The sequence below is a fragment of the Gracilinema caldarium DSM 7334 genome, assembly GCF_000219725.1.
GTDB classification, from domain to species: Bacteria; Spirochaetota; Spirochaetia; order Treponematales; family Breznakiellaceae; genus Gracilinema; species Gracilinema caldarium.
In genome coordinates this window covers 3,090,389-3,107,002 of sequence record NC_015732.1, presented here as the reverse complement: position 1 = coordinate 3,107,002, position 16,614 = coordinate 3,090,389, and the positions used below count along the sequence as shown (strand labels likewise).

The 16,614-nt window shown below is 45.5% G+C and carries 14 protein-coding genes and 1 tRNA gene; 11 read left to right on the top strand and 4 right to left on the bottom strand.

Features of this window, described 5'->3' with window-relative positions:
* The first annotated feature begins 10 nt into the window (after positions 1–10).
* Positions 11–1,354 carry a xylose isomerase gene (gene xylA, locus SPICA_RS13895; RefSeq protein ID WP_013970119.1) on the top strand — a complete coding sequence of 448 codons (1,344 nt, stop codon included), beginning with the start codon at positions 11–13 and terminating at the stop codon, positions 1,352–1,354.
* A gap of 41 nt (positions 1,355–1,395) precedes the next feature.
* On the opposite strand, the gene SPICA_RS13890 is transcribed toward xylA, so the two are convergent.
* Entirely contained in the window at positions 1,396–2,124 is a 729-nt protein-coding gene (locus SPICA_RS13890; protein WP_013970118.1) for a pseudouridine synthase, read from the bottom strand.
* A 120-nt stretch (positions 2,125–2,244) separates the two neighbouring features.
* Here SPICA_RS13890 and SPICA_RS13885 point away from each other — a divergent pair, with 120 nt between their 5' ends.
* Entirely contained in the window at positions 2,245–3,063 is an 819-nt protein-coding gene (locus tag SPICA_RS13885) for an undecaprenyl-diphosphate phosphatase (RefSeq protein WP_013970117.1), read from the top strand.
* 125 nt (positions 3,064–3,188) lie between these two features.
* On the opposite strand, the gene SPICA_RS13880 is transcribed toward SPICA_RS13885, so the two are convergent.
* Positions 3,189–3,980 carry a head GIN domain-containing protein gene (locus SPICA_RS13880; protein ID WP_169311890.1) on the bottom strand — a complete coding sequence of 264 codons (792 nt, stop codon included), beginning with the start codon at positions 3,978–3,980 and terminating at the stop codon, positions 3,189–3,191.
* Between the two features lie 189 nt (positions 3,981–4,169).
* Here SPICA_RS13880 and grpE point away from each other — a divergent pair, with 189 nt between their 5' ends.
* The 9 genes from grpE to SPICA_RS13835 all read left to right on the top strand — a co-directional run bounded on the left by grpE (position 4,170) and on the right by SPICA_RS13835 (position 14,928).
* Positions 4,170–4,898 (top strand): nucleotide exchange factor GrpE, encoded by a 729-nt coding sequence (gene grpE / locus SPICA_RS13875; protein ID WP_013970115.1) that lies wholly within the window; start codon positions 4,170–4,172, stop codon positions 4,896–4,898.
* A 58-nt stretch (positions 4,899–4,956) separates the two neighbouring features.
* The gene (gene dnaK / locus SPICA_RS13870) at positions 4,957–6,867 is read left to right on the top strand and encodes a molecular chaperone DnaK (RefSeq protein ID WP_013970114.1); all 1,911 of its coding nucleotides are present in this window, start codon (positions 4,957–4,959) and stop codon (positions 6,865–6,867) included.
* A gap of 21 nt (positions 6,868–6,888) precedes the next feature.
* A complete protein-coding gene (gene dnaJ, locus SPICA_RS13865; protein ID WP_013970113.1) occupies positions 6,889–8,010 on the top strand; it encodes a molecular chaperone DnaJ in 1,122 nt (373 codons plus the stop codon).
* 180 nt (positions 8,011–8,190) lie between these two features.
* Positions 8,191–9,543: a sodium-dependent transporter gene (locus SPICA_RS13860; protein WP_013970112.1), complete on the top strand. Its 1,353-nt coding sequence runs from the start codon at positions 8,191–8,193 to the stop codon at positions 9,541–9,543.
* Positions 9,544–9,615: 72 nt separating this feature from the next.
* Positions 9,616–10,230, top strand: coding sequence for a uridine kinase (gene udk / locus SPICA_RS13855; RefSeq protein WP_013970111.1), 615 nt, complete (start codon positions 9,616–9,618; stop codon positions 10,228–10,230).
* 44 nt (positions 10,231–10,274) lie between these two features.
* On the top strand, positions 10,275–11,654 hold the full coding sequence (locus SPICA_RS13850; RefSeq protein WP_013970110.1) for a PP2C family protein-serine/threonine phosphatase: 1,380 nt from the start codon (positions 10,275–10,277) through the stop codon (positions 11,652–11,654).
* Between the two features lie 3 nt (positions 11,655–11,657).
* Positions 11,658–13,799, top strand: a complete 2,142-nt coding sequence (locus SPICA_RS13845) for a SpoIIE family protein phosphatase (protein WP_013970109.1) — start codon at positions 11,658–11,660, stop codon at positions 13,797–13,799.
* A gap of 15 nt (positions 13,800–13,814) precedes the next feature.
* Entirely contained in the window at positions 13,815–14,141 is a 327-nt protein-coding gene (locus tag SPICA_RS13840; RefSeq protein ID WP_013970108.1) for an anti-sigma factor antagonist, read from the top strand.
* Between the two features lie 4 nt (positions 14,142–14,145).
* A complete protein-coding gene (locus SPICA_RS13835) occupies positions 14,146–14,928 on the top strand; it encodes a M15 family metallopeptidase (protein ID WP_156789692.1) in 783 nt (260 codons plus the stop codon).
* A gap of 207 nt (positions 14,929–15,135) precedes the next feature.
* Here SPICA_RS13835 and SPICA_RS13830 read toward each other — a convergent pair.
* Positions 15,136–15,218 (bottom strand) — tRNA-Leu (locus tag SPICA_RS13830).
* Between the two features lie 14 nt (positions 15,219–15,232).
* Positions 15,233–16,579 (bottom strand): DUF1015 domain-containing protein, encoded by a 1,347-nt coding sequence (locus SPICA_RS13825; protein WP_013970106.1) that lies wholly within the window; start codon positions 16,577–16,579, stop codon positions 15,233–15,235.
* Positions 16,580–16,614 lie beyond the last annotated feature (35 nt).

Below are 16,614 nucleotides of genomic sequence, written 5' to 3'. Positions count from 1 at the left end.
GAGGCCAGATATGGCAGAGTATTTTGTAGGAAATAAGGAATATTTCCCCGGTATTGGCAAGATCAAGTATGAAGGACCAAAAAGTGATAATCCTTTGGCCTTTAAGTATTATGATCCGGATAAAAAAGTAGGCGGCAAAACCATGAAGGAGCACCTACGGTTTGCCGTTGCCTATTGGCACAGTTTCTGCGGTGACGGTACCGATATGTTCGGTGCGGGGACCCAGAAACAGCCCTGGAAACAGGATGCCAAGGACCCCATGGAGGGGGCGGAGCATAAGCTCGATGCGGCCTTTGAGTTTATTACCAAATTAGGGGCCGAGTTTTATTGTTTCCATGACCGGGATATTGCCCCTGAGGGAGCTACCCCTGCGGAAAGTGAAAAGAACCTGATGACCATAGTAGCTAAGGCGAAGGAACGTCAGAAGGCTACGGGGGTAAAACTGCTCTGGGGTACGGCTAACCTCTTTTCGAATCCCCGTTTCATGAATGGTGCGGCTACCAATCCGGATTTTGCCGTGGTGAGCCATGCCGCAGCCCAGGTGAAGGCCGCCATTGATGCAACCATTGAACTGGGCGGACAGGGCTACACCTTCTGGGGCGGCCGTGAGGGTTATATGTCCCTATTAAACACGGACCTAAAGCGGGAAAAAGAGCATTTAGGCCGTTTCCTGGTAATGGCCCGGGATTATGCCCGCAGCAGAGGCTTTACGGGTGTATTTTACATTGAACCCAAACCGATGGAGCCTTCTAAACATCAGTATGATTTTGATGTGGAAACCGTGGCAGGTTTCCTGAAACAGTTTGGCCTTGAAAAGGACTTCCGGATGAACATAGAGGCCAACCATGCAGAGCTTGCGGGCCACGATTTCCACCATGAATTGGAAACCGCCGCAGCCCTGGGCCTCTTTGGTTCCGTCGATGCAAACCGAGGGGACCCGCGGAATGGTTGGGATACGGACCAGTTCCCTATGAGCTACTATGAAACAAGCCTGGCTATGCTGACCATCCTGAAGATAGGCGGATTTACAACCGGAGGACTTAATTTTGATGCCCACATCCGCCGCAATTCGGTAGACCCCTCAGACCTTTTCGAAGCCCACATCGGCGGCATGGATGCCTTTGCGGTGGGTCTGGAAGTAGCCCATCGGATTATTCAGGACGGTAAGTATGCGGCCTTTGTAAAACAGCGCTATGCATCCTTCGATGCTGGAGATGGGGCCCGTTTCGAAAAGGGCCAGATGAAGTTCGAAGAACTGGCAGGTCTTGCAAAGGAATACGGTTCCGTCGGTTTTACCAGCGGCAAACAGGAGCGGCTCGAAAACCTGCTCAATCAGTACCTCTTGGGACTCTAAGAGGTTGATGAACGACCATAGGCATGCGGCATCTGCTCTGCCTATGGTGAAGTTTTAAAACCGGCGGCGGCCAGTTGTTCTGCTGAAAGGTAGCACCACTGGCCCCGTTCAAGGTGCAAATCAGAAAGCTGCAGGGAGCCAATGGCAATCCGTTCAAGACGGGTGCAATGGTTCCCTGCGGCGGCAATCATGCGGCGCACCTGGTGGTATTTTCCCTCATCAATAACCAGTTCTAGTTCTAATTCTCCAGTTTTTATACATTCCTGGGCTCTCACAGGCTCAGTCTCATCCCGCAAGAGAACTCCGGTTTTAAGTTTTGTTATTATTTCGTCTGTTATCGGCCGTGCGGTGCCAGCCCGATAGGTCTTAGTCACCTGTTTTTTAGGACTTGTGAGGGCATGGATACAGGGTCCGTCATCGGTAAACAGTAAAAGTCCCTCGGTGTCCCAGTCGAGGCGGCCTGCACTTTGGATGCCCCGCTTTATAAACTGAGGTGGAAAAAGCTCAAAGACCGAAGGGTGGTGGGTGGGCTGCTGGGAACATTCATAGCCTGAAGGTTTATTGAGGGCCAGGTAGAGCTGAGAGAAGAAAGGCCATGTATCAGTATCTATTTTGATAAACCTGATGGTCTCATAATCCCATTCCTCTGCAGGATCTGCCACCGGGCGTTCATCAATATGAACGTGTTTTTGTCTGATAAGGGCACTGCACTCATTGCGGGACCCGAACCCCTGGCTTTGAAGGATCTTAAGGGCAGATATTTTTGCCATGCTTTCATTGTAGCGGCCGGAAAATAGGGCGTCAATCGCAGAGCAGGATGCGGGAATGAGCTTTTTTCTTTTTCGATTTTTTTGTACAGTAGGCTGAGAAATTGGAAGGAGCAGAATCTAATGAGTATTTTTCAGGCCATATTTCTGGGTTTTTTACAGGGACTCACCGAGTTTTTGCCTGTCAGCAGTTCGGGTCACCTGGTGTTAATGCAAAAGATCTTCGGTATTTCTGAGCCCGCACTGTTATTTGATACCCTCTTACACATGGGGACCCTTATTGCGGTACTGATTGTATTATGGAAGGATGTCTGGGTTCTTGTACGGCGGCCTTTTCAGCGGCTTAGCGGGTTAATTGTAGCGGGGACCATTCCTACGGTTATTATTGCTGTTTTGTTTAAAGATCTGATCGAACATGCCTTTTCAAGCGGTGCCTTTTTAGGTATCGGTTTTTTGCTTACAACAGGGATCTTGCTGACCTCTGAGTGGCTTTCTTCACGAAAAAAGCTTGGCCGTGGCGAGGGGGAAATGAAATATGCCGATGCATTGCTCATCGGGACTTTGCAGGGGGTGGCGATTTTCCCCGCCGTTTCCCGTTCCGGTTCTACCATAGCTGGGGCCTTGGGGGTCGGCCTGGACCGGGAGTTTGCAGCCCGCTTCAGTTTTCTCATGGCAATCCCTGCAATTTTAGGGGCCTTTGTACTGCAGATTAAGGATCTTCTGCCGGCTTTGAAGGCCCATGATACGGAAGTCCTCTTTGGTGGTATCGGCCTTCCTGCCATCATCACCGGAACCGTGACAGCTGCCGTAGTCGGCGTCTTTGCTGTCCGTTTTATGCTCAATATTATAAAAAATAAGAGCCTTAAAGGGTTTGCGCTGTATACGGGGATCCTGGGGGTATTGGTGCTCCTGGATCAGCTTTTTTTGCACCTCATATTCTAACAGATTGATGAACGGCCAGGTTGATGAACCTCTGGTGGGTCTCTCGCATCTGTTCAGCAAGGGGGGGGCGGGCCGTTATAGGCCCTTTCCTCAGGCCGCCCTGTTAGTTGTGGAGCCCGCAAAAGTTAGCGGGACCTTATTTTACCGGATCCCGGGGTTTTGCTTTGAATCCTCGGGTTCCCGGAGTAGATAACATCACCAGAACCGGCAATGGTAACATCCAGGGAATCAAAGGTTCCGATAGATGTGTTACCAGAGCCGAGGATGGTAATTTTTGCCTCAGTCCCATCAAGCTTTTCGCCCTTAAGATCCCCAGATCCTAACACGGTATGGGATAATTTTTTTGTCCTGCCTGAAAGTTCAATTTTACCTGCACCCATAATGGAAATTGTAGCTGTATCCACATCGAGAGCAGCCCGGATATCCCCAGAACCCGCAATCTCAATAGTAAAGACAGGCCCAGTAAGGGTGTCGAGGACGTTGACGGTGGCGGAACCTGCAATTGAAATGTCTTGGAGCGATGGTGTGGTGATTTCATATTCGATGGGGGAGTTTATGGTAAAGCCAATGCCGCTTTTCTGAGAGAGGGTAAGGGTGCTTCCCTGCTGTTCGGTGGTAAGTTTATCGAGCAGGGACTTGTCAGCCCGGATTAATAAAGACGGGGTCGCACCGAGACGAATGGTAACTTTGCCGGTACCGGGAATTTTCAAGGTGGTAAAAGCGGTTATTGGCCGAGATTCTTCAACAATTTGCCCGGAGAGACTTACGGTTGAACCGAAGGGCAGCGGTATCGAAGGAAGCTGAATAGCAGGCAGTGTAAGACCCCTACCGGATTTTTGCTGCAGGGTGTTGGTAAAGACAACCCCTACACCGATGAGGGCTGCCAGGACAATACCATATTTTATGAGACTTTTCATATGTTCTACCATATCGCGGGGAGCAGAATACTTCAATGGTTATTTGATGAGATACCATGAGGTGTCTGCAAAAAACTTCGATTATTAGGTGCCCTCAAAGGTAAATGTTGGCCCCTTATCGAATTTTCTTGACCCCTTCCCCATAAAATGAGTATTTTAAAGACAAAACCCACTGAATAGGAAATAATAATGTCAAAGCATCATACTGAACATGACAATCATGATGGGAAAAAACATGCCCAGACTCAGGATGTAAAGGATGAAAAAGCCAATGCAACTGAAGCCAGCGACCTTTCAGGCAATATGTCTGGGGACCAGCGGGCTGAAGGGCAAACTGAACAGCAGCAACAGAATACACCGCAAAGTGCAGAGGCCGTAAAAGCAGAATTGGAGGCAAAAATTATCGCATTAGAGGCCGAATTATCCGAATTAAAGGATCAATATTTACGAAAAGCTGCGGAATTTGAAAATTTCCGGAAGCGGATGCAGCGGGAAAAGCAGGAAGCAATCGAATTTGCCAACCAGTCCCTGCTGCTCGATTTGATACCCGTTATTGATGATTTTGAGCGGGCTATCAAATCTTCTGAGGCTGCCAGGGATTATGAAGCCCTGCATGAAGGTATTAGCATGATTGAAAAACGGCTGGTCTCACAGCTTGAAACCAAGTGGGGCCTGGTTCGTTTTGAATCAGCCGGTGAGCCCTTCGATCCGAACAAGCACGAAGCTCTTATGATGGAACAGTCAGAAACGGTGCAGGAGCCCATTGTCGGTGAGGATTTACTGAAGGGATATAAACTGAAGGATCGTATTATACGAACCGCAAAGGTAAAGGTGCTGATGCCAGCGGAGCAAAACACCGCTGGGCAAAATACTGCGGAGCAGCATACTGCGGATCAGGCTAATGGATCGGATACATAGGACGATGAGGTCCTTTATTTAGTATATTGTATTTAGATACGTAAACAAGGAGAATAATATGGGTAAAATTATAGGAATTGACCTTGGAACTACCAACTCTTGTGTCGCCGTCCTCGAAGGAGGCGAACCGGTAGTTATCCAGAACTCAGAGGGTGGTCGGACGACACCTTCCATTGTTGGTTTTACCAGTAAGGGCGAACGGGTTGTTGGACAACCTGCGAAGAACCAGATGATCACCAACCCGGAAAATACGGTGTACTCGATTAAACGGTTTATGGGACGCCGTTATTCAGAGGTAACCAGTGAAATGAAGCTGGTCCCCTACAAGGTTGTCGAGCAGGGGGATGATGTCCGGGTTGATATACAGGGGAAACTCTATTCACCCCAGGAAATATCTGCATTTATCCTGCAGAAAATGAAGAAAACCGCAGAGGACTATCTGGGAGAGCCCGTAACCGAAGCGGTCATTACGGTCCCTGCGTATTTTAATGATGCCCAGCGTCAGGCTACCAAGGATGCGGGTAAGATTGCCGGTCTCGATGTAAAACGGATCATCAACGAACCGACCGCTGCTGCCTTAGCCTTTGGTTTTAACAAGGACCAGAAGAAAGAGAAGGTCATTGCCGTATATGACCTTGGCGGCGGTACCTTTGATATTTCCATCCTGGAACTTGGCGAAGGGGTCTTCGAAGTAAAATCCACCAATGGTGATACACACCTCGGTGGCGATGACTTTGACCGCCGCATCATGGAATGGCTGATTGATGAATTTAAGAAAGATACGGGCATCGATCTTGGTAAGGACCGGATGGCCCTGCAACGGATCCGTGAAGCCGCTGAAAAGGCGAAGATTGAACTGTCTGCGGTACAGAGCACGGAGATTAACCTGCCCTTCATTACCGCCGATGCTTCCGGTCCGAAACACCTGCAGAAAACCCTTACCAGGGCTAAATTTGAACAGATGGTGGATGACCTCTTTGAACGGACCAAGGAGCCCTGTCGTAAGGCTCTTGCCGATGCGGGGCTTACCGCTGATAAGATTGATGAGGTTATCCTGGTTGGTGGTTCTACCCGGATCCCTGCGGTTCAGAAACTGGTTCGGGATCTTTTTGGCAAGGAACCTAACAAGGGCGTAAACCCCGACGAAGCCGTAGCAATCGGTGCAGCCATTCAGGGTGGTATTCTTGGCGGTGATGTTAAGGATGTCTTGTTGCTTGATGTAACACCCCTGTCATTGGGTATCGAAACCCTGGGTGGTGTGATGACCAAGCTCATTCCCCGAAATACTACCATTCCTACCCGGAAGAGCCAGATCTTCTCTACCGCTGCGGATGGTCAGACCGCTGTATCAATCCATGTATTGCAGGGTGAACGGGAAATGGCAAACCAGAACCGGACCCTGGGCCGCTTTGACCTGGTAGGTATTCCTCCGGCACCCCGCGGGGTACCCCAGATTGAAGTTACCTTTGATATCGATGCCAACGGTATCGTCCATGTATCAGCGAAAGATCTTGGTACCGGTAAGGAGCAGAAGATCCGCATCGAAAGCTCCAGTGGCCTCTCTGAAGCGGATATTGAGCGGATGGTAAAAGAAGCGGAAGCCCATGCCGAAGAGGACCGCCGTGAGCGGGAGCGGGCCGAGGCAAGAAACGAGGCTGATACTCTGATTTATACCACAGAAAAGAGCCTTAAAGATCTGGGCGATAAGGTAAGTGCCGCTGACCGGTCCCGGATCGAAGAAGCGGTGGCAGATCTTAAGAAGGCTATGGAAGGCACTGATGTAGAGGCGATTAAGTCCAAGACCGAAGCCCTGAAACAGGCTTCCTATAAGCTAGCAGAAGAAATGTACAAACATGCGGCTCCGCAGGGTGATACGGGTGCTGCTGGTGCTTCGAATGGCAGTACCGATTCGGGAACCAGGACCGCTGAAGATGTGGACTACGAAGTAGTCGATGATGATAAAAAATAATTTTTAATAAAGGATGCCGACGTGGCCAAACGTGATTACTACGAAGTCTTAGGTCTTCAGAAGGGTGCATCGAAGGATGATATCAAGAAGGCCTACAGGAAACTCGCCATCCAATATCACCCGGATAAAAATCCGGGTAATAAAGAGGCGGAGGAAAAATTCAAGGAGGCCACCGAGGCCTATGAGGTCCTCTCCGACGACCAGAAACGGGCTGCCTATGATCAGTTCGGGTTCGCCGGAGTGGAAGGCATGGGCGGAGGCCAGCAGGATTTTTCCTCGGCCTTCCGGGATTTCGAAGATATTTTCGGAGATTTTTCTGGTATTTTCGATACCTTTTTTGGCGGTGGCGGACGACGTTCATCCCAATCTTCATCAGGATTACGGCAGGGATCTAACCTTCGGTACGACTTAGAGATTCCCTTTAAGGATGCTGTGTTTGGCACGAAGGTCGAGGTTCAGTATTCCCGGAATGAAGCCTGTTCAACCTGTCATGGTACCGGTGCTGCTGGTGGTTCGGGCCGCCGAGTTTGTTCCACCTGTGGCGGTACTGGACAGATCCGCAGAAGCCAGGGATTCTTTTCAATAGCAAGTCCCTGTCCGACCTGTGGCGGTGAAGGTTATGTCATTGAACACCCCTGCCGGGACTGTGGTGGAACTGGTACCCAGCGAAAAAAGCAAAAAATTATGGTGACTATCCCGCCTGGGGTCGAGGATGGGAAACGGGTTGTTATTCCCAATCAGGGTGATGCAGGCCCTAATGGGGGGCCCTATGGGGACCTGTATGTATTCATACGGATAAAACCCCATGAATACTTTGAACGGGATGGCCTTGACCTTTATTGTGCAGTTCCAATTTCGATAACCCAGGCAGCCCTTGGTTCTGAACTTTATGTGACTACACTAGATAATAGAAAGATAAAGGTAAAAATCCCCGCGGGTATTCAGAATGGAAAAATGCTCAGGATCCGTGATGAGGGTATTCCTTCAGGCGGCAGGAAGGGTGATATGTACATCAAATTGATGATTCAGATTCCGACTAAACTATCCAAGCGGGGCAGGGAGCTTTTAGAAGAACTTGCTAAAGTAGAAGGAGAAGATCCATCACCACAGCCAATATCGCTCTCAGAACTGAGGAATAATTAGTCGTAGGACTATAACTTTATCAATATTGAAGCACTTTAATAGGCTTTATATGCTATCAGCCTTTATGGTAGTATATAAAGCCTTTTTTTATCGATAGGAGACTTATAAAAACTGAATTATTCAGAATATCTCCAGAGTTAAAAAGGTCTTTAAATTTTGTAGTCTGAGAGGGAATCAGTTATGGAAAAACAGCGTGATGGGTTTGTATCATCGGTTGGAGCCTTTACCGCGACGGTTGCTTCTGCGGTTGGTCTGGGAAATATTTGGAAATTTCCCTACCTTGCAGGGGTGAATGGGGGCGCAGCCTTTGTGCTTACCTATCTTTTAGCGGTCGCTCTAGTGGGATTACCTATTCTTGTGGCAGAACATGCGATTGGCCGAAAAATGCGGAAAGATGCGGTTGGATCTTATGCGGCGGTAGTCCCACAAGAAGGTTTCTGGGTTGTAATTGGCTATGCGGGTATTGTGGCGGCCTTTTTTATTATGGCTTTTTATTCCGATGTGGCTGGCTGGGTGTTTTCCTATATTTATAAGTCCCTTGTTGCTGCTCTTACAGGTACGGGGCCTCTCGATGGCAAGGCTTTTGAATCAATGGTACGTGGTTCCGGAGAACCTCTTCTATGGCAAATTGGGGTGCTTATTTTTGTATCCTTCATTGTTGTAGCTGGTGTATCGAAAGGTATTGAACGGGCTACAAAACTAACCATGCCGGTTCTCCTAGGTCTATTACTCCTCTGTGATATCCGGGCACTAACCCTTCCTGGAGCTTTTAAAGGTGTCGAATTCCTTTTTGCACCGGATTTCAGCAAGCTAAGCGGCGCGGTCATTCTGTCTGCCCTGGGCCTGGCGTTCTTTAAACTGTCCCTCGGAATGGGTACCATGACGACCTACGGTTCCTACATGCCACATTCGGTTAGGATTGTTCCAAATGCCACGAGGGTTGCTTTAGCAGATACGCTAGTTTCTCTTCTTGCCGGCTTAGCGATTTTTCCTGCCGTATTTGCCTTTGGTTTTGAACCAGCATCAGGTCCTTCACTCCTTTTTATTTCGATTCCTGCAGTTTTTTCCAAAATGCCACTGGGTACTCTTTTCACGGTGCTCTTTTTTCTGCTTTCAGCTCTGGCTGCTACCGGTGCAATGATCAGTCTTATAGAGGTTCCTGTTGCATGGTTGAGCGGTAAAATGAATGTAAAACGATCTGCAGCAGTACTGATCACCGCCTTAGGGATCCTCGTCCTAGGTGTACCGGCCACCCTCTCTCTGGGACCATGGGCACAGGTTAAACTATTTAATATGGTGATTTTTGATCTTCTGGATTATATACAGCAGAATCTTCTTCTACCTTTAGGTGGTCTTGCTATTGCTATTGTCGCAGGTTGGAGAGTTGTTGCATCTGACCTTATCCAGGAGCTAGAAATTGCCGAAAAGGGGAAGAAATGTTATATATATGCAGTATATGGTTTTATTAAGTATATAAGTCCAGCTCTTATTGTTTTAGTCTTTTTAAACGGTTTTGGAATATTCAGTAAATAAGTAGTCTTTTTGCAGGCCTGGTTGCGTCCCTACTAGTCATAGGGTATACTGGCCTGCGGAGGCATTCTTTTAATGAGTGATTGCAAAGTCATTGGTATCTGTGGAGGATCTGGATCCGGAAAAACAACGATTGTACGGAAAATTTCTGAACTTTTTTCTGATTTTGTATTTCTTGCCCAGGATAATTATTACAAATCTGCTGAATTCATCTCCAATAATAATATAACTGCTTTTAATTTTGATCATCCTGAAGCTTTTGATAATAATTTGCTGATCGAGCATCTGCTTGCGCTAAAAGCTGGTAAAGCCATTGAAATGCCCCAATATGACTTTGTTCATCATCGGCGTAAAGACGAAACGGTTCATATAGAACCTAAAAAATTGATAATCTTTGAAGGTATTATGATTTATACAAATAAGTTGGTGCGGGAACTTATTGATCTTAAGATTTTTGTCGATACTCCTGATGATATTCGTTTTATCCGTCGACTTCAGCGAGATATTAACGAACGGGGGCGAACTGTTGATTCTGTAATCGATCAGTATATCAATGTGGTTCGACCGGGGCATTTTGAGTTTATAGAACCGACAAAGGCCTATGCTGATATTATCATCCCTGAGGGAGGTCATAACGAAAATGCCCTTTCGGTTCTTATGTCATTTATTAGGGAAATTATTCAAAATTGACAATAGTATAAAACCGGCTGTATAAAATAGAAGGTGGTGTGAATATGTATAGATCGATAGCAAAAACTTTTGAGACAACCATTCTAGTTATAAGTATGGTTGTTTTTGCAGTTGCAACACCAATTTTAAGCCGTGAACTTCCTTTTTGGGGTTTAATGTTAGTAGCCGGTACGGTCTTTGTGCTTGTCCGTTTTTTTTATGATTATATCAATCAGCGAATTCAAGGATTGATTAAAGATTGGTTTTATAATCGAGGAGATACCCGATTATTAGTTCATTTTGTTGATCGGCTTCGATTTTGCTTTACAATTGGAGACCTAATCAGTGCTTTTCGTGAAATATTGGAAAAACATGCTGATAGTACCATCATGTTTATGGAAATGACCAAGCGGTACATGGTGTATAACAGTCCAACCATTATTGGTATGGATCAGCATGTATTCGATGAACTGGTTCGTCATTATGAATCCTGGAAAGATGGTATTTATTTTTTTGATGACAATTTAGATTTAGTTTCCAATCATCGTATAGGAAGGGGCTTTTTTCTTGTCAGTGGAAACCTTCATTGTTATGTATTTATGCGATTTGTCAGGAATATTGATAAGGAAATATTCCCTGAGATTTTTGCTGAATATGCTAATTTCCTTAAAAGAAATGAAACTATTGAAAAAATGTTTGCAATTGCAGCTGTTTCAAAGGAATGGTCGATGGTAGCCGAAACACAGCGAGCTTTTTTACCTAAAAAACTCCCCGAAATTCCAAAGGTAGAGCTGGCTTCTTATTTCAAGCCCTTAGTAAATGTTTCCGGTGACTATTATGATGTACTACCAATCGACACTGATCGCACCCTCCTTTTGCTTGGTGATGTATCAGGTAAAGGACTTGCAGCGGCTCTCATCATGGGTATTGTTGTGAATACAATCCGTATTATGGAAAAAAAGGATGAGCTTGAACAGGTGGTACGAACGGTAGATGGGGCAATTAAAGGCATGAAACTGCAGGATAAATATACCGTTCTCTTTCTGGGATTGCTTGATACCCAAAAAATGGAGCTTTCCTATATCAATGCTTCGATGGCTGACCCTCTAATCATTTCAGAAACAAAGGCAGGCCGTCAGATTCGTCGGCTTGGTTCCAACTGCAGTGTTATCGGCATTTTGGATCTTGATTCGGTCGGTGTTGATACAGTGAAGCTTCTTCCTGGTGATGTTATTCTCATGGCTTCAGACGGTGTTTCTGAGGTTAGTAATGAACAGGGTGAAATGCTTGGAGACACCGAAGGCTGGATAGATTTTGTGGTTGAGGAGTCCCGCTGTTCAGCTCAGGAATTTGTCCAGAAACTGTCGGATCTGGTAATTACCCATGCCTCAGGGACGAAACTTCGAGATGACGTAACAGTTCTGGTAGCAAAAGTTCAGGAGTAAAAAATGATAATTTCTATTTTAAATTATGCTCTTTCTGCGTTTTTACTTGTATATGGTTTTCGAGTTCGCTTTCGTCGATCTGATACACAGAATACACAATTAATATTTTATTATTTTTTTGCGGCGGCTGTTGCAGCCTTTAGTCTAGGTGCTGGTTACTCAGCTGCTATATCACGTTATGCAGGAGTCGCCCTATTTTTTATTCGATTAACTGCGTCCGCTATTGTTGGTACGCATATCCTTGTGTTTTTACTAGCTCTCTCTTTTCCCTATGAAAAGAATCTTAGTGTATTACGAACCTTGGGATTGTTATTATGGGCAGGATTTGCCATAGTTATTCTCTTTTCAGATTTATATGAAGTTCAGGCAACCTATGAAGCAGGTGAATTGATTCATGTGAGGGGCCCCTTATTTATTCCTGTTACTGTAGGTGGTTTTTCTCTTGGTATTATAAGCGGAATAATACTATTTGTACGGCGTCTCTTTTTTAGGAGTCAAATATTTAAATTACAAACCCTTTTAGTAATAATCGGGCTTTGTATTGGATATGTTATCAATTTTACTCTTGCAGTATTGTTACCCGTTCAATTTGGTCTTGTATGGACCTATCCATTTATGATGCTCGGTGGAACTCTGCTTGCATTAATTCTTGGGTATGGGGTTTCTATTACAAGGCTTATTGATGTACGGGCGGTTGCAAGCTCTCTCTTCTCATTTATCCTGTATTCACTTGTTGTTGGGGGTATCAGCGGTATACTTTATACAATAGCATATTTATTGTTTCATGGTTCATCATTTATAATCCTATTTTTTGTCGGAGTTGTTATCTTCCTTGTCGTGGATGTCATCAGTAGAAAACTCAGAGCTCGATTTAAAGCCCTACTTCAGGGGCGTGGCGCCTATGCAGAACGGCTCGAAGAAGACCTGTCTAAACTTGACTATTCACTGGGGCGTGATGCAGTAATCACTGAGTTTTTACAACGAATCCAAAAAAACATGGGCTGTTCATCGGTTCATCTTTTTATTGAAAATGATGAAGAACAACTCGTTTTAATTAGATCCAATTCTAATGCTTTGCAAGATGAAAAATCTTACATACCAAGAAAGAGCCCTGGTATCGATCATCTATTAAATGAAGATGTTTCGATTCTTATTAAAACAGAAATAATCACTAATTATGATTATCACACGGTCAAGGAAGAGCTGCTTGCATTGCTGGATAAATATAATGCAGATGCTCTGGTTCTGCTTCGGGATGGCCGATCTGTTATTGGAGCTCTCCTCTTGGGAGCAAAATCAAATGGGGCAGAATTCCTCGATTATGACTATGATGCATTACGACGTATTTATGGGAAGCTGTTCGTTACTGCCTATTATTTAAAAAATATTGCGCAGGAATCGCTCGTTATGACCGTGGACCGGGAGCTTGAATACTCTGAACAGATTATTCAATCTCTTCAGGAAAATATAGATAGGATTGAGCACCCCCATGCGGATATTTCTTTTATGACCCGTTCTGCCCGTAAGTTGGGTGGTGACTTTATTGATTTTATCCGACTTACCAAGGATCGTTATATTTGTGTTATGGGAGATGTATCGGGGAAGGGTTTAAATGCCAGTATGTCCATGGTTATTTTAAAATCAATCATACGGACCTATTTAAAAGAAACGAAGGATTTTAAGACCCTTATTATCCGGGTAAACGGTTTTATAAAGGAATACCTTCCCCGGGGGACCTTCTTTGCAGGATTTATCGGATTATTCGATTTTAATGAACGGAGTCTCTATTATATCAACTGTGGTATACCTACCATGTTGCTTTTGTCTTCCTCTTATAACAATCCTGTTGAGATTCAAGGTGCTGGAAAAGTACTTGGATTTGTTAAGGATATTGCCCCTTATATAAACGTGCGTAAAGCAGGTTTTAAAGCAGGTGATATTTTGTTGGTAACGACCGATGGTCTAATCGATGCAGAATCGGTCCGGGGCGTGCGTTTTGGGAAAGAGCGGCTACAGGCCAGTCTTCTGGAAAATCGAAGCCTTTCAGCGGAGCGTATAGTCCGGTTCTTGAATGAAGATGTAATCGAATTTATCTCCCAGGAAATTAATGATGATATTACGATACTTGCTATAAAGTTTATGTAATTTATAGGAGGTTATATGGACCATCTCAATATTACTGAACGTCAAGGGGATACCTATGTAATGCTTGAAATCATTGGTACGGTGAATTCATATACCTACAGTGACTTTCAACAACGGGTGTATAATCTCATTGAACGAACGAATCTTGTTTTAGATATGGCTCGAGTTTCCAGTCTTTCTTCTTCAGGTCTTGGGGTTCTCATGTCTGCAGTGGAGATAGGGCAAGAGCGGGGGCATCGGCTCTATATTATGAATCCCAGTGAAATTGTCAGGATGGCTATCGATTCTACCGGTTTCCCTGAACTTTTTCCGATAATACGTTCTTTGAACGAAGTCCGATAGCAGAATGATGAAAATATTTCGTTATATTATCTTGTCTTTTTTTGTATTGATGGGCTGTATTCCTGTTTCTGCTCAAAAGAGAAGTGCGGAAGCAGAACTAAAGCTTCAGAAAGCCCTTGAGGCTGCCAAAGTGCCTCTAACTATTCAAGAAAAACTCTTGTATGAAATGAGAGCCAATCCTGAAAACTTCATTAAAGCAATTACAACAATTACATCCCAAGACCACTATCTATGGCGTTTGGTCGATAAACATCATGCTTTGGACACTGAATACGAACCCAGCGATTTAGTTACGTTAACCAGTGGTTCATATCTATTAAACCGTTCGGGCTTACAACTAAGAAAGTCGGCCTCTCTTGCGCTTAATAGTATGGCCCAAGCTGCAAAGGTTGATGGGGTGACATTGGTTGTCTCTTCCTGTTATCGTAGTTATCAGTACCAGAAACAGGTTTATGAACGAAATGTTAAAACGATGGGACAGGCAGCGGCTGATAGGGAATCTGCGAAACCGGGACACAGCCAGCATCAGCTAGGGCTAGCTGTCGATTTTGGGAGTATCGATGACTCCTTTGCAAAGACAGCCCAGAGCCGCTGGCTGGAACAAAATGCCTGGCGGTATGGATGGTCCCTTTCATATCCAGAAAATATGGAATCTGTAACTGGCTATCGATGGGAAAGCTGGCATTATCGGTTTGTAGGCGTGGAACTCAGCTTGTTTATTCGAACCTATTTTGAAAATATCCAGCAGTATGCCTTAGCTTTTCTGCATTACTATACTGCTGAATAGATCTCTCTGAATAACCATCCTACTTTTGATAGCGATCGGACTTGCCTTCCAGTCCTCAGCATCCTGCTTCGGACTTCCAGGCCGCCTGCGGGGCCTGCCGGGGCCATCCTGGCCCCTCTTCCTCACCTTCGTTCGGCGGCCCCTTCGGTACAAGTTCGTCCTAAAAAAAACGGGAGGTCCATTCAATGGACCTCCCGTTGTTGCATATGCCGGCGATCGGACTTGAACCGATACGATCTCGCGATCAGTAGATTTTGAGTCTACCGTGTCTGCCATTTCACCACGCCGGCGATGTGGTCTTATATTACACAAAAAGCCTCCGACATTCAAGATAGAAGCGCTTTTCTATCCCTTCTCCCATGGAAAAACTTTTTCTGGGTAAGGGGCCAGATTTTCCGACGGTTACGAAAAGATCCCCCTTACTCACCGGTGGCAGCAATATTCCAACTCTGTCTGGAGCGGCGAGGGATAAATTGGTAGTTTCCCGGCTCCCATGGATATAATCGATGGTAAGTTTTCCCTGATTTTCACTAATAAAACGGTCAAGGACTGGCTGGATCGGCGCAGTAGCAATTGCAGTACCAGAGATTGAAATAAGCCTCAGGCCATCCTTCGAAACCAGCCCATACTGAATGGTATGGGCTGAAGGCTCAGTAAGGGATGCAGTGAGGTGTCCAATGTCTTCAATTATTTTAGTTTTTGCTGAAAGTTCCTTTTGTAAGAGCTGTTCAATTTCTTTCAAGCTAGTCCCAAAGAGAAGACGGTGGATTGGTTCAAACTCAATACCTTCATCATAGAGATTTTCCAGTTCTACCAAAGCATATCGGGCTGGATGTTCCATAATATCCGGTTCATGATAATGGGTTGCTTTATATTCTTCCCATACCGCTTTAGCAGTAGCAAGTGAATGGTTTCCATCCCCAACTGCATAGAGAAAAGGTTCTGCGGATGGGCTTGTCCTTCCATCTCTGGCAATTGCTTGCCGTACGAGTCGTTCTAAATGTTCTGCAAGATATTCAAAGTCTTTTTGAGTATCAAGTACCCAACCGGTAATTCTACCTGCATCGGCCATGAGTTGGGTGCTGTATCGGTATGGTTTTGTTTTTGCCCGTTTTCCAAGGCCTTCTATAAGCTGACGTTCTGGGTCATCGATGAGAACTATAATGTGAGGACTTTCAAGTGGGGCTCCTCGACGGATTTCGATACGAGGGGGAAGACGTTCCTGAACGGTGCCTTCAGTAGCCCTAATGAGATGCTGTGCCTCTGGATGCCAATCATAGTGCTCCAGGTCGAGGGCCAGTACCAGTCCACGCCGACAGGGTCGGTGGGGTGTTGACCGTTCTACATAAATCATACCATGAACAGGTTCATCAAAATAGTCTGATGTAATAGCCTTTTTCATCGCTTGCCGGATCTTCATAATCCGAGCCGCTTTGTCTGTATCTTCCAAATATATTTCCGGGAAAATCATTGAAAGGAGAGATGGTTTTTCCCCGATTTGTTGGGCGAGGCCATCCCAAAAAAAACTGTCTTGAGTAAACTGATCACAGGCAATGACTGCCCAGGATTTAAGATCTATATCTTTATTAGGTAATAAAATGTCTGGAATATGTGTTCCAAGGGCATCAAGCCGCTCTTTTATAGTTTTCATCCTACTCTCCTTCTCGACGCTCAAGATACTAGGCT